This is a genomic window from Bacillus sp. z60-11, assembly GCF_046464135.1.
GTDB classification, from domain to species: Bacteria; Bacillota; Bacilli; order Bacillales; family Bacillaceae; genus Bacillus; species Bacillus sonorensis_A.
In genome coordinates, this window is the sequence record NZ_JBIYSN010000010.1 from 17,954 (window position 1) to 39,627 (window position 21,674).

Consider the following 21,674-nt stretch of genomic DNA (forward strand, 5'->3'; position numbering starts at 1 on the left):
TATGTGTGGAGTGAAAAGCATGCAATTTAAAATAGGCGATATGGTTGTCAGAAAATCCTATCGAAGGGATATATTATTTCGAATTATACGAATTGATCAATCGGCAAACGGTGATCCTGTCGCCGTATTGCACGGAGATGAAGTCAGATTGATCGCTGATGCGAATTTGTCTGACCTGGAGATTGTGCGCGAGGCTGAGCGGCAGATGAGAAAGAGGGAGGAAGAATCAAAAATGAAGGAATCCCTCGATCTGCTTCGCCAGGATTATAAGCTTCTTCGCGACAAACACGAATACCGCGCCACAAATCAATACAGCACCCAACAGCAATATTTCCATCTGCCTGGAAGGGTTTTGCATTTAGATGGCGATTCAGCTTATTTAAAAAAGTGCCTGACATTGTATGAAAAGATCGGCGTTCCAGTGTACGGGATTCATTGTCATGAAAAGAAAATGTCTTCCGTTATTGAGGAGCTGATCGATGAATACCGTCCGGATCTCCTTGTCATCACCGGACATGATGCCTATTCAAAGCAAAAGGGCGATATCGACAATTTGGACGCTTACAGGCACACCAAAGATTTCATCGAAACTGTGCAAAAAGCGAGGAAAAAAATCCCCCATCTCGATCAGCTTGTCATTTTTGCCGGGGCGTGCCAGTCCCATTTTGAATCATTGATCAGAGCCGGGGCTAATTTTGCAAGCTCACCCTCAAGAGTCAACATCCATGCGCTTGATCCGGTTTATATTGTGGCAAAAATCAGCTTCACTCCGTTTATGGACCGCATCAACGTCTGGGAGGTGCTCAGGAATACCCTGACGCGGGAGAAAGGGCTCGGCGGCATTGAAACACGCGGTGTTTTAAGAATCGGGATGCCATATAAAGCAAACGATTAAAGGGTTGTCAGGATGATCATCCACCTTGGCCCGGGAGGACATGCGGGTCCCTCAAGCGGTCTGTGAACAGCGGAGAAATAAGCGTTTCTCAATAAGATAAAAACCCGCCGCAAGTGCGGGTTTTTTGCTTCGCTTTTGAATAAATTTTCCCTTTTTTTAAAAAGCATACATAAATAAGCGAAAAATGAGGAAAATAAGGGAAAGTTGATGTAGAATTTGTCACAAATATTTTATTGACAGAGGCTTATGAACGTTGATATAATTTAAATTTTATTTGACAAAAATGGGCTTCTGGTGTATACTGAATATAGTGAGGTGGATGCAATGGCGAAAACGTTGTCCGATATTAAAAGATCGCTTGATGGACATTTGGGAAAAAGGCTGACGTTAAAAGCAAACGGAGGCCGCCGAAAAACGATTGAGCGTTCGGGCATTTTAGCTGAGACGTACCCTTCTGTTTTTGTGATACAACTAGATCAAGACGAGAACTCGTTTGAAAGAGTTTCATACAGTTATGCCGATATTCTTACTGAGACGGTTGAGTTAAGATTTTCTGACGATAAAACGAGCTCAGTAGCCCTTTAATAAGCAGTAAACGTCATGTTTACTGCTTTTTTGTTTTATCCAATATTTTTCGGGCAAGTTCTGCTAAAGATCAAGCAAAGCTAATGAATGTCACTCGTTTTATGATGAGTCAGACGAATGGTATGATACTTGAAAGGGGCTGTTTCGCATGGGCAGACGTCGAAGCATCATGTCAGAGGAATTCAAAAATGAATTGGCTAAAGATCTTGGATTTTACGATACGGTAAAAACTGAGGGCTGGGGCGGAATTCGGGCCAGAGACGCCGGAAACATGGTGAAGAGGGCCATCGAATTAGCCGAACAGCAAATGGCTCAAAACAGACAAAATCAATAAAACAGTGACAACCGGAGGACAATTTGTCCTCCGTTTTTTATCAGGGCCTTTTACGAGGCGGCCATGCCTCTGCCAGCAGAGCTAAAAAAGCGGCGCCCTGCTGCTGTGCATGCATTTGTACGCCTGTACTTCAAAATATGTTACAATGTGGATACTTATGTTTAGATGGAGAAGTAGGTGACTGGATTGCGTATTTTAGAGAAGGCGCCGGCTAAAATTAATTTGTCGCTCGACGTTCGCCGTAAACGTTCTGACGGGTATCACGAAGTTGAAATGGTGATGACAACGATCGATTTGGCGGATCGAATTGAATTAACAGAGCTGGCAGAAGATAAAGTGACAGTATCTTCACATAACCGTTTTGTACCGGACGATCAGCGAAACCTTGCTTATCAGGCTGCGATGCTCATAAAAAAGCGTTACGCCATTACAAAAGGTGTTTCCATTTTCATCACAAAGGTCATTCCTGTGGCGGCAGGGCTCGCCGGAGGGAGCAGCGATGCAGCCGCTGTCCTCAGAGGTTTGAACCGCCTGTGGGATTTGAAGCTTTCTGTGAATGAACTGGCCGAGCTCGGTGCGGAAATCGGATCGGATGTCTCATTTTGCGTTCACGGGGGAACGGCTCTGGCAACAGGGCGGGGGGAAAAAATCCGCCACATCGGGACGCCGCCGCACTGCTGGGTTGTATTGGCGAAGCCGACGATCGGCGTATCAACCGCGGAAGTGTACAAGCAGCTGAAGCTCGACAAAATCGAACATCCGGATGTTCAAGGTATGATTTCTGCGATTGAAGAGAAAAATTTTCATAAAATGTGTGAAAAACTTGGGAATGTTCTCGAAACAGTCACATTGAACATGCACCCTGAAGTGGCGATGATAAAAAATCAAATGAAACGATTTGGCGCAGATGCGGTACTGATGAGCGGAAGCGGACCGACGGTGTTCGGACTGGTGCAGTATGAATCAAAAGTACAGAGAATTTACAACGGGTTAAGAGGGTTTTGCGATCAGGTATATGCTGTCCGAATGATCGGAGAACAAAATGACCTTGATTAAATCCGTATGTTAAGTTATATTATTTTTAAAAATATTCGGATTTTGGAGGTAAGTGCATGAAGTTTCGTCGAAGCGGCAGATTGGTGGATCTGACAAATTATTTGTTGACCCATCCGCATGTCTTAGTGCCATTAACCTTCTTTTCAGAACGGTATCAATCTGCTAAATCATCAATTAGTGAAGATTTAACCATCATTAAGCAGACCTTCGAGCAGCAGGGAATCGGAACGCTTCAGACAGTGCCGGGAGCAGCGGGCGGTGTTAAATACATTCCAAAGGTTAAGCTTGATGAGGCAGCAGACTTTGTCAAAACACTCGGGGAGTCGTTGGTCGATTCAGAACGGATTTTGCCCGGCGGTTATCTATATATGACGGACGTCCTCGGAAAGCCATCAGTGTTAACAAAGGCCGGGAAGATTTTTGCTTCAGCTTTTTCGGACAGGGAAATCGATGTCGTGATGACGGTCGCCACGAAAGGCATTCCGCTGGCATATGCCGTAGCGAGTTATTTGGATGTGCCGACGGTCATCGTCAGGAAGGACAACAAGGTTACGGAAGGGTCAACGGTCAGCATCAATTATGTTTCAGGTTCATCCAACCGCATTCAGACGATGTCGCTTGCAAAACGCAGCTTGAAAACGGGTTCGCACGTGTTGATCATCGATGATTTTATGAAAGCGGGCGGTACGATCAATGGCATGATCAATCTGCTGGATGAATTCAACGCTCATGTTGCAGGCATCGGCGTTCTTGTTGAAGCCCAGGGGGTGCAGGAGCGGCTTGTTGATGAGTATATGTCGCTTCTTACCCTTTCAGAAATCGATATAAAGGAAAAAAACGTAGAAATACAAAACGGAAATTTTCCGCGATTTTTTGAAGAAAATCAATAAAGAATGGGGAGATTGAGAATGGCAAAGGTTGTTCAGACAAAGGAAGCTCCGGAAGCAATCGGACCATATTCACAGGGGATTATCGTCAATAATATGTTTTACAGTTCAGGGCAAATTCCTCTGACCCCGGCGGGTGAAATGGTCGATGGAGACATCACGGAACAGACGCATCAGGTGTTCCGCAATTTAAAAGCCGTTCTGAAAGAAGCGGGCGCTTCGCTTGAAACCGTCGTGAAAGCGACCGTGTTTTTGGCTGACATGAATCAATTTGCCGAGGTTAATGAGGTCTACGGCCAGTATTTCGCTGAACATAAACCGGCGAGATCATGTGTGGAGGTTGCGCGTCTCCCGAAAGATGCATTGGTTGAAATTGAAGTCATCGCACTCGTGAAATAGATGAATCGTTAAAAGGTGGTTTTGGCTGACAAAACCATCTTTTTTTGTTGGAATTTTTGACAATTCAGTGTGTTTTTATCCCAATATTACAAAAATATTTTAGGGTTATGCAGGAAAACAAAAAAAACCGTTGAATAATTACACTAATGTTTTTATATTGGGAAAAGGTGGTGAACTACTGTGGAAGTTACCGACGTAAGATTACGCCGCGTGAATACCGATGGTCGCATGAGAGCGATTGCATCCATCACGCTGGATCACGAATTTGTAGTGCATGACATTCGTGTAATTGATGGAAACAATGGTCTTTTCGTTGCGATGCCAAGTAAGCGTACACCTGATGGAGAGTTTCGTGATATCGCTCATCCAATCAACTCAAGCACCCGCGGAAAAATTCAGGACGCGGTGTTAAATGAATATCATCGTTTGGGTGACGTTGAGGAAATAGAATATGAAGAAGCGGGAGCTTCTTAAAAAAGAAGGGCTTATAGAAAGCCCTTTTTGTTTTGCAAAAAATGATGATATGATAATAAAATGACAATATATGGTTTATCCGTGCATATATCAGTAAATGGGTGAAAATGAAGCCCGGGCAGCTTAGTTCACTAAAAGAACAGAGACTTAGCCGAAAGATATGATCCCATAAATATCCCAGAAAGTCTAAAATTTGTCGTCTTGATTTGCTGATTTCCTTTTTTGGCTTGCTTGAAATCAGCTCATATTTAGGATATATTTTTCTATGGATAATAGGGATAATGGAGGCCAATACATGGATAAGCGGTTTGCAGTTGTATTAGCAGCTGGTCAAGGAACGAGAATGAAATCAAAGTTATATAAAGTGCTTCATCCTGTTTGCGGAAAGCCGATGGTCGAACATGTTGTCGATGAAGCCCGCAAGCTGTCATTGGAAAAGTTGGTTACAATTGTCGGACATGGTGCAGAAGATGTCAAAAAACAGCTCGGGGAAAAGAGTGAATATGCTCTTCAAGCTGAACAGCTCGGTACGGCACATGCTGTCAAGCAAGCTAAATCGATTCTTGCAGGCGAAAAAGGAACGACGATCGTCATTTGCGGAGATACTCCGCTTTTAACAGCGGAAACAATGGAAGCCATGCTCCGTGAGCATCAGGAGAAAGCAGCCAAGGTTACGATTTTAACAGCACTTGCGGAAGATCCGACAGGCTATGGACGCATCATACGCAACGAAAGCGGCGATGTTGCAAAAATTGTCGAACATAAAGACGCAACAGCTGAGGAACGCCTTGTCAAAGAAATCAACACAGGAACCTACTGCTTTGATAATGAAGCTCTTTTCCAGACGATCGAGCAGGTGTCCAATGATAATGTCCAAGGGGAATATTATCTTCCTGATGTGATTGAAATCTTGAAAAATCAAGGGGAGACTGTTGCCGCTTATCAGACTGATAACTTCCAAGAAACGCTCGGAGTCAATGACAGGGTAGCTCTGTCTCAAGCTGAAGCTTATATGAAGCAGCGCATCAACAAACGCCATATGCAAAATGGCGTCAGCTTAATCGATCCAGCCAACACATACATTTCACCGGAAGCCGTCATCGGCCGGGATACCGTGATTTATCCTGGAACGGTGATCAAGGGCAGAGTTGTCATCGGTGAAGACACGATGATCGGACAAAACAGCGAGCTGGAAAACTGTACGATCGGGAGCCGGACCGTTATTAAACAGTCCGTTGTCGTGGACAGCGAAGTCGGCGACGATGTGACGATCGGGCCGTTTGCTCATATCAGACCTGACTCTAAAATCGGCAATGAAGTAAGAATCGGCAATTTCGTAGAAGTGAAAAAGTCGCAATTCGGAGATCGCAGCAAAGCATCTCATTTAAGTTACATAGGGGACGCGGAAATTGGATCGGATGTCAATCTCGGCTGCGGTTCGATTACCGTTAATTATGACGGGAAAAATAAGTTTAAAACGAAAATTGAGGACGGAGCTTTTGTTGGCTGCAACTCCAACTTGGTTGCTCCTGTAACAATCGGCGAGGGCGCTTACGTAGCGGCGGGTTCAACAATTACCGATGATGTACCCGGCCGGGCTTTGTCTATTGCAAGGGCAAGACAAGTCAACAAAGAAGACTACGTTGAGAACATACACAAAAAATAATCCTAAATCGGAGGTTTACCATGTCTAAATATGAAGACGACAATTTGAAGATTTTTTCTTTAAACTCAAATCCGGGTCTTGCGAAGGAAATCGCGGATAGCGTCGGAGTTGAGCTTGGAAAGAGTTCTGTTAAACGCTTTAGCGACGGTGAGGTTCAAATCAATATCGAAGAAAGCATCCGCGGCTGCGACTGCTATGTCATCCAATCGACAAGCGCGCCGGTGAACGAGCACATCATGGAGCTTTTGATCATGGTGGATGCGCTGAAACGTGCGTCGGCGAAAACGATTAATATCGTGATGCCTTATTACGGCTATGCCCGTCAGGACCGTAAAGCCCGTTCCCGCGAGCCGATTACCGCAAAACTCGTGGCCAACCTGCTTGAAACAGCCGGCGCTACCCGGGTGATCGCTCTTGACCTGCACGCTCCGCAAATTCAAGGTTTCTTCGATATCCCGATCGACCATTTAATGGGTGTTCCGATTTTAGGAAATTATTTTGAAGAGAAAAATTTCAAGGATGTCGTGATCGTGTCTCCTGACCACGGTGGTGTGACACGTGCCCGCAAGCTGGCGGACCGTTTGAAAGCGCCGATTGCGATTATCGACAAACGTCGTCCAAAGCCGAATGTGGCCGAGGTTATGAATATCATCGGACATATTGAAGGAAAAACAGCCATTTTAATCGATGATATTATCGATACTGCAGGAACGATTACGCTTGCGGCCAATGCGCTCGTCGAAAGCGGCGCAGAGGAAGTGTATGCATGCTGTACACATCCGGTTCTTTCCGGTCCGGCGATCGAAAGAATCGACAATTCCAAAATTAAAGAGCTCGTTGTGACCAACAGCATTGAGCTTCCTGAAGAAAAGAAAATTGCGAAGTTTAAACAGCTTTCTGTCGCGCCGCTGTTGGCGGAAGCGATTATTCGTGTGCATGAAAAACAATCTGTCAGCTTCCTGTTCGATTAATTTGCTGATTCTGGTTTAAAGTTTTGTCGTTATGGGTATGGTTTTAGAAAGACCAATCTAACGATAGGATGGTGCTGAATATGGCAATTTTAAAAGCGGAAGAAAGAACGGATTCCAGACGGTCTTCTTTAAGAAGAATTCGGCAATCCGGGTATGTGCCGGGTGTCATTTACGGAAGAAATCTGGAGAACAAATCCGTAGCGTTAGACAGTATCGAGCTTTTAAAAATCTTGCGCGCTGAGGGCAAAAATACGATTATCAACTTGGATATAAACGGTGATCAGCACTCTGTTATGGTGACTGAGCTGCAGACGGATCCGTTAAAAGATTCAATCGTCCATGCCGATTTTAAAGTGGTTGATATGGAAGCGGAAATTGAGGCGACGGTCCCTGTAAACCTTACGGGTGAAGCAGAGGGCATCAAACAGGGCGGTGTTCTTCAGCAGCCGCTTTACGAGCTGTCTGTCACAGCAAAGCCGAAGAACATTCCGCAAACGATCGACGTCGATATTTCCAGTCTCGAAGTCAACGATGTTCTAACCGTCGGCGATATTCCGTCCAAAGGTGATTATTCATACAACCATGAGCCTGGTGAAGTTGTTGCATCCATTCTTCCTCCTCAAAAGCAGGAAGAAACGGAAGCCGAATCAGCCGCACAAGACGTTGAGGAACCAGAAAAAGGCACTGAAGAGGAAAAAGAAGAATAAATACGTAAGACGTAATCCTCCCGCGGTTACGTCTTTTGTGCTAGAATGAGGGGAAATTAGGATGCTCCCCCTCGGTATGCTGAGGCAGGGTTTTGCTTAAGGGAGGATATAGAATAATGCTTGTGTTTGCAGGATTGGGCAATCCGGGTAAAACATATGAAAATACGAGACACAATGTAGGTTTTATGACGATCGACGAGCTCTCAAAAGAGTGGAGCATTCCGCTTGATAAAACAAAGTTCAACGGTCAATACGGAATTGGATTTGTTTCCGGCAAAAAGGTTCTACTTGTTAAGCCGCTTACATATATGAACTTATCGGGAGAATGCTTGAGGCCGCTTCTGGATTATTACGAAATCCCTGTTGAGAACATGAAGGTGATCTATGATGATTTGGATCTTCCGACCGGAAAAATCCGTCTGAGGACAAAAGGAAGCGCAGGAGGCCATAACGGCATCAAATCGATGATTCAGCATCTGGGAACAGCGGAGTTTAACCGGATCAGAATCGGAATCGGCCGTCCGGTCAACGGCATGAAAATCGTCGACTATGTGCTTGGCGCTTTTACAGATGAAGAAGAGCCGGCGATACAAGAGGCCGTCAAACAATCGGCCAAGGCCTGTGAAGCTTCTTTGGAAAAACCTTTTTTAGAAGTCATGAATGAATTTAATGCAAAGGTATAAGCGGCACGGGATCAGAACATACTAGTCGTAAAAAGACTGGCTATGGGAGGTTCCTTTATGGCTTTGCATTATTACTGCCGCCATTGCGGCGTAAAAGTAGGAAGTCTTGATCATTCTTATGTCAATAGCGCGCAATTGGGCTTTGACCACTTAACAAATGAGGAAAGAAACGATATGATTTCTTATAAGGATAATGGGGATTTACACATTAGGACGATATGTGAAGATTGCCAGGAAGCGCTGGAACGAAATCCGGATTATCATCAATATCAGTCATTTATTCAATAAAAAAGCTTTGGTGTAGAGACTAGACCAAAGCATTTTTCTATTTGAGGAAGAGAGGAGGGGCTCATTTGAACAATATTCAATCATACATTACAGAAAGCGATGATTTTAAATCCATCGTCAACGGTTTAAACGAAGGGCTGAAGGAGCAGCTGCTTGCGGGGCTCTCCGGATCAGCCCGGTCGCTGTTTACAGCCGCTCTTTCAAAAGAATCTGGACGGCCGTTGTTTTTAATTACACATAACCTTTATCAGGCTCAAAAAATTACAGATGATTTAACAGGGCTGATAAAAGATCAGCCTGTCCTTTTGTATCCTGTAAATGAGTTGATTTCGTCCGAGATAGCGGTTGCAAGCCCTGAGCTGCGCTCGCAAAGGCTCGATGTTTTAAATAGGCTGGCAAGCGGAGAATCTCCGATCATAGTTGCTCCCGCTGCAGCCGTGAGAAGAATGCTGCCCCCTGTGGAAGTATGGAGAAATAGTCAGGTTCACCTTGAAACCGGAAGGGAAATCGACCCGGAAAAGCTGATTCAGACGCTGGTTCAAATCGGATATGAGCGTACGGATATGGTCGCGGCTCCAGGCGAGTTCAGTATTCGCGGGGGCATTATCGATGTCTACTCATTGACTGAGGAAAACCCGATCCGCATTGAACTGTTTGACACCGAGATCGATTCGATTCGCATTTTTAATACGGATGATCAACGGTCTCTTGAGACGCGCGAGCAAGTGAAGATCGGTCCGGCCAAGGAGCTGATCGTCCGGGATGAAGACCGGAAAAGAGCGCTTGAACAAATAGAAAAAGGTCTTGCCGACAGCCTCAAGAAACTGAAGCTTGATAAACAGAAAGAAATCCTCCATCAAAATATAGAAGAGGATAAAGAGAGGCTGGCGGAAGGAAACATTGGCCAGGAAATGGTCAAATACCTTTCTTATTTCTATGAGAAGCCTGCTAGTTTGCTAGATTATTTTCCAAACCATACTTTGCTGATATTGGATGAAATCAGCCGTATTCATGAAATGGAAGATCAGCTGCAAAAAGAAGAAGCTGAATGGATGACGAGTCTTCTCGAAGAGGGCAATATTCTTCATGATATATCGATGTCATTCCCTTTTCATCAACTCATTTCGAAACAGTCTCGCCCGATTTTATACTATTCGCTGTTTTTAAGGCATGTTCAGCATACAAGTCCGCAAAACATCGTGAATGTATCAAGCAAACAAATGCAGAACTTTCACGGACAGATGAATGTGCTCAAAAATGAAATTGAACGGTTCAGGAAATCCAAGTATACGACGGTTTTTCTCGGGGACAGCCAGGAACGCGTTGACAAGCTTGCTTCTGTTCTATCGGATTATGAAATAGAAGCTGCCCAAGCCGACCGTAATACAGGCCTTGCCCAAGGCCAAATTTACGTTATGGAGGGCAGCCTTCAATCGGGCTTCGAGCTCCCGCTGATGAAGCTGGCCGTCATCACCGAAGAAGAGCTGTTTAAAAAGCGCGTAAAAAAGCAGGCGCGCAAGCAAAAACTGACCAATGCAGAAAGAATCAAAAGCTACTCAGAATTGCAGGTCGGTGATTATGTCGTCCACGTCAATCATGGAATCGGAAAATACTTAGGCATCGAAACACTGGAAATCAACGGCATCCACAAGGATTACCTCAATATTCATTACCAGGGAAGCGATAAGCTGTACGTGCCCGTTGACCAGATTGACCAGGTCCAAAAATATGTCGGTTCAGAAGGAAAAGAACCGAAGCTGTATAAACTGGGAGGAAGCGAATGGAAGCGGGTCAAGAAAAAGGTTGAAACCTCTGTTCAGGATATCGCCGATGACTTGATTAAGCTCTATGCCGAAAGAGAAGCAAGCAAAGGGTATGCATTTTCTCCCGATCATGAAATGCAGCGCGAATTTGAAGCTGCTTTTCCATACCAGGAAACAGAGGATCAGCTGAGATCGATTCATGAAATTAAAAAAGATATGGAGAAACCGCGTCCAATGGATCGTCTGCTTTGCGGCGATGTCGGATACGGCAAGACAGAGGTGGCGATACGAGCTGCATTTAAAGCGATTGCTGACGGAAAACAGGTCGCGCTCCTTGTTCCGACGACGATTTTGGCTCAGCAGCATTATGAGACGATACAGGAGCGCTTCCAGGACTACCCGATTAACATCGGTCTGCTCAGCCGCTTCCGCACGAGAAAGGAAGCGAATGAAACGATTAAAGGCTTGAAAAACGGCACGATTGATATTGTCATCGGAACCCATCGGCTTTTGTCAAAGGATGTTGTATACAAAGATCTGGGCTTGCTTATTATCGATGAAGAACAAAGGTTCGGTGTGACACACAAGGAAAAGATTAAACGCATTAAAGCGAATGTCGACGTCTTGACGTTGACGGCGACTCCGATACCGCGAACCCTTCATATGTCCATGCTCGGTGTCAGGGATTTGTCAGTCATTGAAACTCCGCCGGAAAATCGCTTTCCTGTGCAGACGTATGTTGTCGAATACAACGGAGCACTGGTGAGAGAAGCGATTGAACGGGAGCTGGCCAGAGGCGGCCAGGTGTACTTCCTATACAACCGGGTAGAGGACATTGAAAGAAAAGCCGAAGAAATTTCAATGCTTGTGCCTGATGCCAAGGTGACGTATGCTCATGGGAAAATGACGGAAAACGAGCTTGAATCCGTCATGTTGAACTTTTTAGAAGGAGAATCGGATGTTCTTGTCAGTACGACGATTATTGAGACGGGCGTTGATATTCCAAACGTCAATACGTTGATCGTGTTTGATGCCGACAAAATGGGACTTTCCCAGCTGTATCAGCTGAGGGGCCGCGTCGGACGCTCCAATCGGGTGGCGTACGCCTATTTTACGTACCGCAAAGACAAAGTCCTCACGGAAGTGGCGGAAAAAAGGCTTCAGGCTATTAAAGAGTTCACAGAACTGGGGTCAGGGTTTAAAATCGCGATGCGCGACTTGACGATTCGCGGCGCCGGAAACCTTCTGGGTGCACAGCAGCACGGGTTTATCGATTCCGTCGGTTTTGATTTATATTCGCAAATGCTCAAGGAAGCGATTGAAGCGCGCAAGGGTGATGTGCCGCAGGTTGAAAAATTTGAGCCGGAAATCGATTTGGAGATTGACGCGTATATTCCGCAAACCTATGTCACCGACGGGAAACAAAAAATAGATATGTATAAACGGTTCAGGTCCGTCGCGACAATTGAAGAAAAGAGCGAGCTTCAGGATGAGATGATCGATCGCTTCGGCGAATACCCGAAAGAAGTCGAGTACTTATTTGCCATCGCAGAAATGAAGGTATATGCGATCAGAGAGCGAGTAGAGCTGATCAAGCAGGATAAGGGCGCCGTCATGTTGACGATTGATGAACAGGCAAGCACTGCCATCGATGGACAAAAGCTGTTTGAGCTCGGCAGCAAATATGGCAGACAGATCGGCCTCGGAATGGAAGGGAAAAAACTAAAAATCTCGATTCAAATTAAAAACCGGACGCCGGAAGAATGGCTGGAGACGCTTCTTGAGATTTTGAAAGGCTTGCAAGACGTCAAAAAACAAACAATCGCTTCATCGTAAAATTTTACTGTTTCTCACGTATATTACATTTGATGTGAAGGATACTAAAATCAATCAAGAGTGGAGAGTGTTTCAAGGACACAGCTCTGTTACATCCACCAGATATATCATCAAATGAAAGAGAGGCAGCAGAGATGAAAGCAACTGGTATCGTACGTCGGATTGATGATTTAGGCCGGGTCGTAATCCCGAAGGAAATCCGAAGAACCTTGCGCATTCGTGAGGGGGACCCATTGGAAATATTTGTGGATCGGGACGGGGAGGTTATTTTAAAAAAATATTCTCCCATCAGCGAGCTTGGTGATTTCGCCAAGGAATATGCGGACGCGCTTTATGACAGTTTAGGGCATTCCGTGCTGATTTGCGACCGGGATGTGTATATCGCGGTTTCCGGAAGCTCTAAAAAAGACTACTTAAATAAATCGATCAGCGATCTGGTAGAAAAAGCGATGGATCAGCGCAACTCTGTATTGGACGGGGATGCGAAGACCATCCAGCTGATTGACGGCATTGACGAAGAAGTCGCTTCTTATACGGTTGGACCGATTGTTGCAAACGGCGATCCGATCGGAGCCGTCGTAATTTTTTCGAAAGACCAGTCGATTGGTGAAGTCGAACATAAAGCAGTCGAAACGGCGGCCGGTTTTCTGGCTCGTCAAATGGAACAATAGGTCTCATTCCTTTTATTTTGACATTCCTGCTCCCTCTAAAGCAGGAATGTCGAACCCGCTTGCGATGATGGAACAGCACCCTTTTTGGGCTGTTCTTTTTTTAGTTGAGGAGTTTAAAGCGCGGGAACCGGCTCTCTATATGGTATAATAAGCACGTTTCGTGCGCTTTTTTATAAGGTGAGCGCATTGAAAGGAGCTTGCAAAATGGGCTTTTTCAACAGCCGAGGACGGCTGCTTTGGCAAGGTGCCTTTGTGCTGTCATTGGCGGGGATTTTATCAAAAATATTAAGCGCTGTATATAGAGTGCCTTTTCAAAATATTGTGGGAGATGTCGGTTTTTATATTTTTCAGCAGGTGTATCCGATGATTGGGATCTCTGTACTGCTAGCGACATCAGGCTTTCCGGTCATCATTTCAAAGCTTTTGAATGACTATGGACCGGAAGGCCGCGGGAAAATCCTCCGGGTGTCCATGCTGTTTGTGTCTGGTGTCGGCCTTGTCTTTTTTCTGCTGCTGTTTGTCGGAGCGGAGTCGATCGCAGGCCTGATGGGGGATGCGGAACTTGGTCCGGTTATTCGCGCCGTTTCGTTTTCTTATTTGCTGCTGCCCTTCGTCTCATTTTTCAGAGGCTATTTTCAAGGGAGCGAGCTGATGCTGCCGACGGCATTTTCGCAAATCGGGGAGCAGCTGCTTCGCGTTGCGGCCATCCTTATCCTGACATGGTGGCTGGTAAAGAACGGACACTCGCTATATGAAGCCGGCGCAGGAGCGGCTTTTGGCTCATTGATCGGCGGCCTTGCGGCGTTTTTGATCCTGGCGATATGTTGGACAAAAAGAGAGAGGACCGGAGTCGTTGTCACGGCTAAGGCTGGTGTTGAGACGAAAACCATTGTGAAACAGCTTTGTCTTTACACGGCAACGATCTGCGCTGCCAGCCTCATGCTGATTCTGATCCAGCTTGTCGACGCGCTGAATTTATATTCGCTTTTAACCGGGCAGGGAATGGATGAACTCCAGGCGAAACATATAAAAGGTGTATATGACAGAGGACAGCCGCTGCTGCAATTGGGAACTGTCTTTGCTGCCAGTATTGCGACGGCTCTCGTCCCGTCCCTTACGAAAGCGAAAAAACAGCGAGAAAGCGAGGCTGCCCGGGAAAAGGTGCAGTCTTCAATTAAAATCAGCTTTATGATCGGTGCTGGTGCGGCGACAGGCCTCATGTGCATTTTGGAGCCGGTTAATGTCATGTTGTTCAAAAACAGTGAAGGGACGGCTGTCCTGCAAATTTTCAGTATTTCGATTTTTTTTGCATCGGTTGCTATGACGATGACCGCTGTTTTGCAAGGCCTCGGGGACACGTTTTTTCCGGCTGTCTCCGTTTGCAGCGGATTTTTGCTGAAAGCTGTTATGAACTGCGCCCTGATCCCTCCTTTCGGTATATCCGGAGCAGCGTTGGCCACGGTGGTCTCATTTGCGGCTGTCGCCGGGCTCAATCTGATCCAGCTGCGAAGAAAGGGCTGGATTAAACTGTCTCAATACAGAATCACCGGCATTCTGCTTTCAGCCTTTATCATGTCGGCGGTCTTAGCGGTCTGGCTTTATGTGTTTGAAGCGGTGATCACCCAGACAAGCAGGTGGCTGTCGGCTGCCGAAAGCCTCAGTGCCGTTTTGATCGGCGGTGCGGTCTATTTATACTGTATATTCAAATTACGCGTGTTTTCAGAGAAAGAACTCGAGCTTGTGCCTTTTGGAAGCAAGCTCCTTACATTCAAACGAGAAAGGGGCGGCAGGAATGGCTCGTAAAATAACAGTTGTCGGTCTCGGGGCAGGCGATATGACCCAATTAACCCTCGGCGTCTACAAGCGTCTTACACAGGCTGAGGTTTTATATGTCCGGACGAAGGACCATCCATTAATAGAAGAGCTGAGAAAAGAAATTCCGATCATTCATTTTTTTGATGAGGTCTATGAAAAGCATGATCAATTTGATGAGGTTTACGATGAAATCGTTGCAAGGCTTTTTCGCGAGGCAGAGGAGCGGGATGTGCTTTACGCCGTGCCGGGCCACCCGTTCGTAGCGGAAAAAACGGTGCAGCTGTTGCTTGAAAGACAGCATATGCACTATACAGAAGTAGAGGTGGAGGGAGGCCACAGCTTTCTTGACGCGACATTTAACGCCTTGGAGATCGATCCGATTGAAGGCTTTCAATTTGTAGATGCCGTCCAGTTCTCCGCAGACGAAGTCGAACTTCGCCATCATCTCATTATTTGTCAGGTCTATGATCAGATAACCGCTTCAGAAGTGAAGCTGACATTGATGGAAAAGCTGCCTGACGACTATGAGGTCGTGATCGTAACAGCAGCGGGCAGCAGCATGGAAGAGGTCAGGAAAGTGCCTCTTTATGAGCTGGACAGGAGCCTTGGCATCAATAACTTGACAAGCGTCTACGTCCCGCCTGTTAAAGATGACGCGATACTTTATCAGGAGTTTTCGATGTTCCGCCGTGTTATCAGGGAGCTGCGCGGGCCGAACGGCTGCCCTTGGGATCAGAAACAAACCCATCAATCACTGAAGAAATACTTGATAGAAGAGTGCTATGAAGTGCTGGAAGCCATCGATGAAGACGATCCGGATCATCTTGTTGAAGAGCTTGGCGATGTCCTGCTGCAAATCCTTCTGCATGCGCAGATCGGCGAGGACGAAGGCTTTTTTGCAATTGATGACGTGATACGCGGAGTCACCGAGAAGATGATCAGAAGGCATCCGCATGTCTTTGGAGACGTTGCCGTTCGCGATGAGGCGGACGTCATAGCAAACTGGGAAGAGATCAAGAAGCGGGAAAAACAGACCGGTGAGACATCGCTCCTTGATGACATTCCGAAGCCGCTGCCTGCTCTGGCAAAGGCGAACAAGCTTCAAAAAAAAGCTGCCAAAACCGGATTTGACTGGTCAGACGTTGAGGATATGTGGGATAAGGTTCAAGAAGAAATAAAAGAGTTTTCGCTTGAAATCTCCGAAGCTGAACCGAACAGTAAAAAAATAAAGGAAGAATTCGGTGATCTTTTATTTGCTCTTGTCAATATCGGCCGTTACTACAAAATTGAACCAGAAGAGGCACTGACGATGACGAATGCCAAATTTTACAGGCGGTTCACGTATATTGAACAAGAAGCGAAGCGCGCCGGGAAAGACCTTGAAAGCATGACGCTTGAGGAAATGGATGAACTTTGGAATGAAGCGAAAGAATTGGAAAGGGGAAACTGAACGATGAGACTTGATAAATTTCTAAAAGTATCAAGATTGATTAAAAGAAGAACACTGGCCAAGGAGGTAGCGGATCAGGGAAGGATCTCGATCAACGGACAGCAGGCAAAAGCAAGCTCTGTCGTCAAAGCGGGAGACGAGCTTGAAGTGCGTTTCGGCCAAAAGCTTGTCACGGTCAAAGTTAACGAATTGAAGGACACGACAAAAAAAGAAGAGGCGGCCAATATGTACACCGTGCTGAAAGAAGAGAAACTCGGAGGAGAATAGGCTTGTTCTAAAAAAATCTCCCGACTCATACAATGCAGTAACGAATCTTAGTATGAGGATATGGGGGATGAATAGATGAGCTTATATTATGATCAGCACAACCCTTCCGGCGGGTCATCTGGTCCTGAACATAATGTGATGATGAAGGGCCGCAAGCTGTTGGACATTTCCGGCGTCAAACAAGTCGAGAGCTTTGACAATGAGGAATTTTTGCTGGAAACCGTCATGGGTATGCTGGCGGTCAGAGGCGAAAATCTGCAGATGAAAAATCTGGATGTGGAAAAAGGCGTTGTCTCCATTAAAGGAAGAGTGCTTGATCTCGTCTATTTGGATGAGCAGCAGGGGGAGAAAGCTAAAGGTTTTTTTAGCAAGTTGTTTAAATGACGCTGACCACCCAGTTTTATACGATGCTGGCCATGGCCGGAATGGGGGCATGGCTGGGTGCTTCCCTTGATACCTACAAACGATTTGTGCTTCGCGCAAAAACCGCCAGACTGCTCTTATTTATCCATGATCTATTGTTTTGGATGGTACAAGGTCTCCTTTTTTTCTACGTCTTGCTCAGCGTAAATGAAGGAGAGTTTAGAATCTATATCTTTTTGGCGGTCTTGCTGGGATTTGCCGCTTACCAAAGCCTTTTTAAACATATCTACAATCAAATGCTGGAATGGATGATCTCTTTTTTCGTTTTCATTTGCCGAACCGCGGCAAAAATGATGCGGATGATGATATTCCGCCCTGTCGTGTGGGCACTTCAGGCCATTTTGGCTATCATTTTGTTTACATTGAAAAATATCTATGTTCTTTTTCGATTTTTTGAGTTATGTTTATATAAGATCTTAAAATTTGCAGGCTACCCGTTTTACTTCTTAATATACCAATGCTACAAGCTGCTACCCGCCCGTATTCAGAGGCTGCTGAAACGCTTTTTTCAATCCGGAGCAGGATTTTTCAAAAAGGGAAAGAAACTATTCATAACAATTAAAACGAAATTATTGAAAAAGTGAAGGGAGGCCGTCTGGAATTGAACGATTCTAGAAAACGCAATATTTCTCAGATTCAAAATGAATATAAAGAGCAGATGGAACGGAAACAGCAGCATCTCAAAAGAAAGAGACGCGGTCTTTACAGACGGTTGACGGTATTTGGGGCCGTCGTGCTGCTTACGGCGATTGTGCTGGTCAGCTCAATGTGGACGCAATCCTCTGACATAAGCGCAAAAGAAGAGAAGAAAGAAGAACTCTTGAAAAAGCTGGATAAGCTGGAAGCAAAAAAATCGGATTTGCAAGATGAGATCGTCAAATTGAAGGACAAGGATTACGTTGCCGAGCTTGCCAGAAAGGATTATTACCTGTCAAAGGACGGGGAAATCATCTTCAAGTTTGACAAGAAGAGCAAGTAGCCTTGTTGACACTTATTTTTTTCTTTATGTATAATTAAAGAAATGATCTTTTTTAAGTCTAAGGAGGAGCACTTTTTTTATGTCGATTGAAGTTGGCAGCAAGTTGCAAGGGAAAGTAACAGGTATTACAAATTTCGGAGCGTTTGTTGAATTGCCTGGAGGATCAACAGGTCTCGTTCATATTAGTGAAGTAGCCGATAATTATGTGAAGGATATTAATGATCATCTGAAAGTCGGTGATCAAGTCCAAGTCAAGGTCATCAATGTTGAAAAAGATGGAAAAATCGGCTTGTCCATCAAAAAGGCTGTAGACCGTCCTCAATCAAGACCCAGAAATGATTTCCGCTCTAAAGAAACGTTTGAACAGAAAATGTCTAAGTTCTTAAAAGATAGTGAAGACCGTTTATCATCTCTTAAACGCAACACGGAATCAAAACGTGGAGGGCGCGGAGCAAGAAGAGGTTAACTTGCTGCTTTCTATATATACGAAAGGCATTCGTCTTATCCCAACGGATGCCTTTTTATTTTCTCGAAAATTTTATTTAAAAATCTATTGACGGACTGAACAATCCTTTGTATTATAGAACTTGTGCGTTAAAAGAACGCGAAATGATAAACATGGCGGTGTAGCTCAGCTGGCTAGAGCGTACGGTTCATACCCGTGAGGTCGGGGGTTCGATCCCCTCCGCCGCTACTTTGATATGGCCCGTTGGTCAAGTGGTTAAGACACCGCCCTTTCACGGCGGTAACACGGGTTCGAATCCCGTACGGGTCATCCGCAAAACCGGTTTCTTATGAAGCCGGTTTTTTGTTTTGCCCAAAACTGCAAAATTGCGAGAAAAGACTCGACTTATCATGAGCGATTGAAGCTTTCTACAAAAAGCGTCGAAGAGTTCTTTGGAATCGTTACCTTCTTTTGACAAAATCCTGTTTCATCTTTCGTTATAATGGCAAGCAACGAATAAACCAGTGGGGGATGAGATCATGGAAAAAGCGGAAAGAAGAGTGAACAGCCCAATTGCAGGACCATTTGTACAGAAGATCCATTCATGGTATGCCAGCATGGCGAAGCTGATGATGCAGCATTTGTATTCGCTCTTTTTCTATAAAGGGTTCATTTATATGATCATCGGTTTTTTATTGGGACGAGCCTTCATTTTGTCGGAGGTAATTCCATTTGCCCTTCCATTTTTCGGAGCGATGCTGTTGATTAAAAAAGATAAAGCCTTCTTGGCCTGTCTGGCGCTGCTTGCGGGAGCTTTGAGCATTTCACCGCAGCATGCACTGTTTATCCTTGCCGCACTCGTTACGTTTGCCATATGTTCAAAAATGACTTCATTTATTATAAAAGACCCGGTCAGGACGCTGCCTGTCGTCGTTTTTTTGGCAATGGCGCTGGCGAGATGCGGGTTTGTTTATGCTCAGCACGGAACGGTGTCAAACTATCACTACATTATGGCTTTTGTCGAAGCAGGGCTGTCCTTTATTTTGACCTTGATTTTTTTGCAAAGCCTGCCGATCGTGACATCAAAGCGGGCCAAACAATCTTTGAAAATTGAGGAAATCATCTGCTTTATGATATTAATTGCATCCGTTCTCACCGGATTAACGGGTGTTTCATTCCAAGGCATGCAGGCTGAACTGATATTGGCCCGGTATGTCGTGCTGGCCTTCGCGTTTATCGGCGGCGCCAGCATCGGCTGTACGGTCGGGGTTGTGACTGGATTGATTCTCAGCCTCTCCAATATCGGCAATCTATATCAGATGAGCCTGCTGGCTTTTTCAGGCCTTCTCGGCGGTCTGTTAAAAGAAGGAAAAAAAGTAGGCGCCGCGGTCGGCCTGCTGATCGGATCATTGCTGATTTCTCTTTATGGAGAAGGTTCGGCTGAACTTGTGCCGACATTGTATGAATCCTTAATAGCGATCGGTTTGTTTCTGTTAACACCGCAGTCCATCACGAAAAAAGTGGCCAAATATATCCCCGGAACGGTCGAACATGCCCAGGAGCAGCAGCAATATGCAAGAAAAATCCGGGATGTCACCGCCCAAAAAGTTGATCAATTTTCAAATGTGTTTCATGCTTTGTCAGAAAGCTTTGCCACATTTTATCATTCCGTTCCTGACGAAGAAGGGAAGGAAAAAGAAATCGATCTGTTTTTAAGCAAGGTGACTGAACACTCCTGTCAATCTTGTTATAAGAAAAACAAGTGCTGGGTACAGAACTTTGATAAAACATATGATTTGATGACGCGGGTTATGCAGGAAACAGAAGAAAAGCAATACTATCAAAACCGCAAGCTGAAAAAAGAATTCAATCAGCACTGTTCTAAATCGAAACAGGTTGAAGCGCTGATCGAGGACGAGCTTACACACTTCAGAGCAGATCAGACGTTAAAGCAAAAGGTCCATGACAGCAGACGTCTCGTAGCGGAGCAGCTCCTCGGCGTATCCCAGGTCATGGCCGACTTTTCTCGGGAAATAAAAAGGGAGAGGGAGCAGCACTTTATCCAGGAAGAGCAAATTCGCGAAGCGCTGCAGCATTTCGGCATCGAAATTCAGCAGGTTGAAATCTACAGTCTTGATCAAGGAAATATCGATATCGAAATGAGCATCCCATATTGCAACGGGCATGGGGAGTGTGAAAAAATCATTGCCCCGATGTTGTCTGATATTTTGGAGGAGCAGATCATCGTTAAGGCTGAGCAATGTGCCGGACACCCGAACGGCTACTGCCACGTCGCTTTCGGATCGGCGAAATCCTACCGTGTGTCGACGGGGGCGGCCCATGCAGCCAAAGGCGGCGGCCTCGTCTCCGGCGACAGCTATAATATGATGGAGCTTGGCGCAGGCAAATACGCCGCCGCCATCAGCGACGGCATGGGCAACGGGGCCAGGGCTCATTTTGAAAGCAATGAAACGATCAAACTGCTTGAAAAAATTCTCCAGTCAGGCATTGATGAAAAGGTTGCGATCAAAACGATCAACAGCATCCTTTCATTAAGAACAACAGATGAGATTTACTCAACGCTTGATCTGTCCATCATTGATTTACAGGATGCGAGCTGCAAATTTTTAAAAATCGGTTCGACCCCAAGCTTTATTAAGAGGTCAGATCAAATCATCAAAGTCCAGGCCAGCAATTTGCCGATCGGCATCATCACCGAATTTGACGTCGATGTTGTCAGCGAGCAATTAAAAGCGGGAGATCTCCTGATTATGATGAGCGACGGAATTTTTGAAGGGCCGAGACATGTGGAAAATTACGACCTTTGGATGAAACGGAAGCTGAAATCACTGAAAACAGAGGATCCTCAGGAAATCGCCGACTTGATCATGGAAGAGGTTATTCGGACAAGATCAGGCCTGATTGAGGATGATATGACAGTGCTTGTCATCAAGATCGACCATAATACACCAAAATGGGCTTCCATTCCGGCGCCGGCTTTTTTGCAAAAGAACCAAGAGATTTCATAGCATTCGTATAAATCAAATTTCTTCTGGCGATGATGAAACTAAATCAAGACT

Annotated in this window: 21 protein-coding genes, 2 tRNA genes and 1 pseudogene; all 24 read left to right on the forward strand. The window is 45.5% G+C overall.

Annotated elements, in window-relative coordinates:
- Positions 1-19 precede the first annotated feature (19 nt).
- Positions 20-895, forward strand: a complete 876-nt coding sequence (gene yabG, locus ACINLD_RS21150; RefSeq protein WP_026589828.1) for a sporulation peptidase YabG — start codon at positions 20-22, stop codon at positions 893-895.
- A gap of 324 nt (positions 896-1,219) precedes the next feature.
- On the forward strand, positions 1,220-1,480 hold the full coding sequence (veg, locus tag ACINLD_RS21155; RefSeq protein WP_003178187.1) for a biofilm formation stimulator Veg: 261 nt from the start codon (positions 1,220-1,222) through the stop codon (positions 1,478-1,480).
- A gap of 148 nt (positions 1,481-1,628) precedes the next feature.
- A complete protein-coding gene (locus ACINLD_RS21160; protein ID WP_026589827.1) occupies positions 1,629-1,814 on the forward strand; it encodes a small, acid-soluble spore protein, alpha/beta type in 186 nt (61 codons plus the stop codon).
- A gap of 186 nt (positions 1,815-2,000) precedes the next feature.
- On the forward strand, positions 2,001-2,870 hold the full coding sequence (gene ispE / locus ACINLD_RS21165; RefSeq protein WP_026589826.1) for a 4-(cytidine 5'-diphospho)-2-C-methyl-D-erythritol kinase: 870 nt from the start codon (positions 2,001-2,003) through the stop codon (positions 2,868-2,870).
- Positions 2,871-2,926: 56 nt separating this feature from the next.
- Positions 2,927-3,780, forward strand: a pseudogene (gene purR / locus ACINLD_RS21170) (pur operon repressor); the annotation flags it as partial.
- Entirely contained in the window at positions 3,779-4,156 is a 378-nt protein-coding gene (gene ridA / locus ACINLD_RS21175; protein WP_026589824.1) for a 2-iminobutanoate/2-iminopropanoate deaminase, read from the forward strand. The pseudogene purR and the gene ridA, both read left to right, overlap by 2 nt.
- Positions 4,157-4,336: 180 nt before the next feature.
- Entirely contained in the window at positions 4,337-4,630 is a 294-nt protein-coding gene (gene spoVG, locus ACINLD_RS21180) for a septation regulator SpoVG (protein ID WP_003178198.1), read from the forward strand.
- 295 nt (positions 4,631-4,925) lie between these two features.
- Positions 4,926-6,296, forward strand: a complete 1,371-nt coding sequence (gene glmU / locus ACINLD_RS21185) for a bifunctional UDP-N-acetylglucosamine diphosphorylase/glucosamine-1-phosphate N-acetyltransferase GlmU (RefSeq protein WP_077735252.1) — start codon at positions 4,926-4,928, stop codon at positions 6,294-6,296.
- Positions 6,297-6,316: 20 nt separating this feature from the next.
- The gene (locus tag ACINLD_RS21190) at positions 6,317-7,267 is read left to right on the forward strand and encodes a ribose-phosphate diphosphokinase (protein ID WP_026589822.1); all 951 of its coding nucleotides are present in this window, start codon (positions 6,317-6,319) and stop codon (positions 7,265-7,267) included.
- An 80-nt stretch (positions 7,268-7,347) separates the two neighbouring features.
- Entirely contained in the window at positions 7,348-7,974 is a 627-nt protein-coding gene (locus ACINLD_RS21195) for a 50S ribosomal protein L25/general stress protein Ctc (protein WP_077735251.1), read from the forward strand.
- A 116-nt stretch (positions 7,975-8,090) separates the two neighbouring features.
- Positions 8,091-8,657, forward strand: a complete 567-nt coding sequence (gene pth, locus ACINLD_RS21200) for an aminoacyl-tRNA hydrolase (RefSeq protein WP_026589820.1) — start codon at positions 8,091-8,093, stop codon at positions 8,655-8,657.
- A gap of 57 nt (positions 8,658-8,714) precedes the next feature.
- The gene (locus tag ACINLD_RS21205; protein ID WP_026589819.1) at positions 8,715-8,945 is read left to right on the forward strand and encodes an anti-sigma-F factor Fin family protein; all 231 of its coding nucleotides are present in this window, start codon (positions 8,715-8,717) and stop codon (positions 8,943-8,945) included.
- A gap of 65 nt (positions 8,946-9,010) precedes the next feature.
- Complete coding sequence (gene mfd / locus ACINLD_RS21210) at positions 9,011-12,544, forward strand: transcription-repair coupling factor (protein WP_077735250.1); 3,534 nt, start codon at positions 9,011-9,013, stop codon at positions 12,542-12,544.
- Positions 12,545-12,678: 134 nt separating this feature from the next.
- Positions 12,679-13,215 (forward strand): stage V sporulation protein T, encoded by a 537-nt coding sequence (spoVT, locus tag ACINLD_RS21215; RefSeq protein WP_026589817.1) that lies wholly within the window; start codon positions 12,679-12,681, stop codon positions 13,213-13,215.
- Positions 13,216-13,419: 204 nt separating this feature from the next.
- On the forward strand, positions 13,420-15,018 hold the full coding sequence (locus ACINLD_RS21220; RefSeq protein WP_410207171.1) for an oligosaccharide flippase family protein: 1,599 nt from the start codon (positions 13,420-13,422) through the stop codon (positions 15,016-15,018).
- Complete coding sequence (gene mazG, locus ACINLD_RS21225; RefSeq protein WP_410207172.1) at positions 15,008-16,480, forward strand: nucleoside triphosphate pyrophosphohydrolase; 1,473 nt, start codon at positions 15,008-15,010, stop codon at positions 16,478-16,480. The genes ACINLD_RS21220 and mazG overlap by 11 nt, the downstream gene beginning before the upstream one ends.
- Before the next feature lie 3 nt (positions 16,481-16,483).
- Positions 16,484-16,747 (forward strand): RNA-binding S4 domain-containing protein, encoded by a 264-nt coding sequence (locus ACINLD_RS21230; protein ID WP_077735247.1) that lies wholly within the window; start codon positions 16,484-16,486, stop codon positions 16,745-16,747.
- A gap of 75 nt (positions 16,748-16,822) precedes the next feature.
- Positions 16,823-17,131 carry a sporulation protein YabP gene (gene yabP, locus ACINLD_RS21235; protein WP_026589813.1) on the forward strand — a complete coding sequence of 103 codons (309 nt, stop codon included), beginning with the start codon at positions 16,823-16,825 and terminating at the stop codon, positions 17,129-17,131.
- Positions 17,128-17,754, forward strand: coding sequence for a spore cortex biosynthesis protein YabQ (yabQ, locus tag ACINLD_RS21240; RefSeq protein ID WP_410207173.1), 627 nt, complete (start codon positions 17,128-17,130; stop codon positions 17,752-17,754). Before yabP ends, yabQ begins: the two co-directional genes overlap by 4 nt.
- Positions 17,755-17,771: 17 nt before the next feature.
- Complete coding sequence (locus ACINLD_RS21245) at positions 17,772-18,149, forward strand: FtsB family cell division protein (protein WP_026589811.1); 378 nt, start codon at positions 17,772-17,774, stop codon at positions 18,147-18,149.
- A 79-nt stretch (positions 18,150-18,228) separates the two neighbouring features.
- Positions 18,229-18,615, forward strand: coding sequence for a S1 domain-containing RNA-binding protein (locus tag ACINLD_RS21250; protein WP_026589810.1), 387 nt, complete (start codon positions 18,229-18,231; stop codon positions 18,613-18,615).
- Between the two features lie 154 nt (positions 18,616-18,769).
- Positions 18,770-18,843: transfer RNA gene (locus tag ACINLD_RS21255), tRNA-Met, on the forward strand.
- 9 nt (positions 18,844-18,852) lie between these two features.
- Positions 18,853-18,924: transfer RNA gene (locus tag ACINLD_RS21260), tRNA-Glu, on the forward strand.
- A 209-nt stretch (positions 18,925-19,133) separates the two neighbouring features.
- On the forward strand, positions 19,134-21,623 hold the full coding sequence (gene spoIIE, locus ACINLD_RS21265) for a stage II sporulation protein E (RefSeq protein WP_026589809.1): 2,490 nt from the start codon (positions 19,134-19,136) through the stop codon (positions 21,621-21,623).
- Positions 21,624-21,674 lie beyond the last annotated feature (51 nt).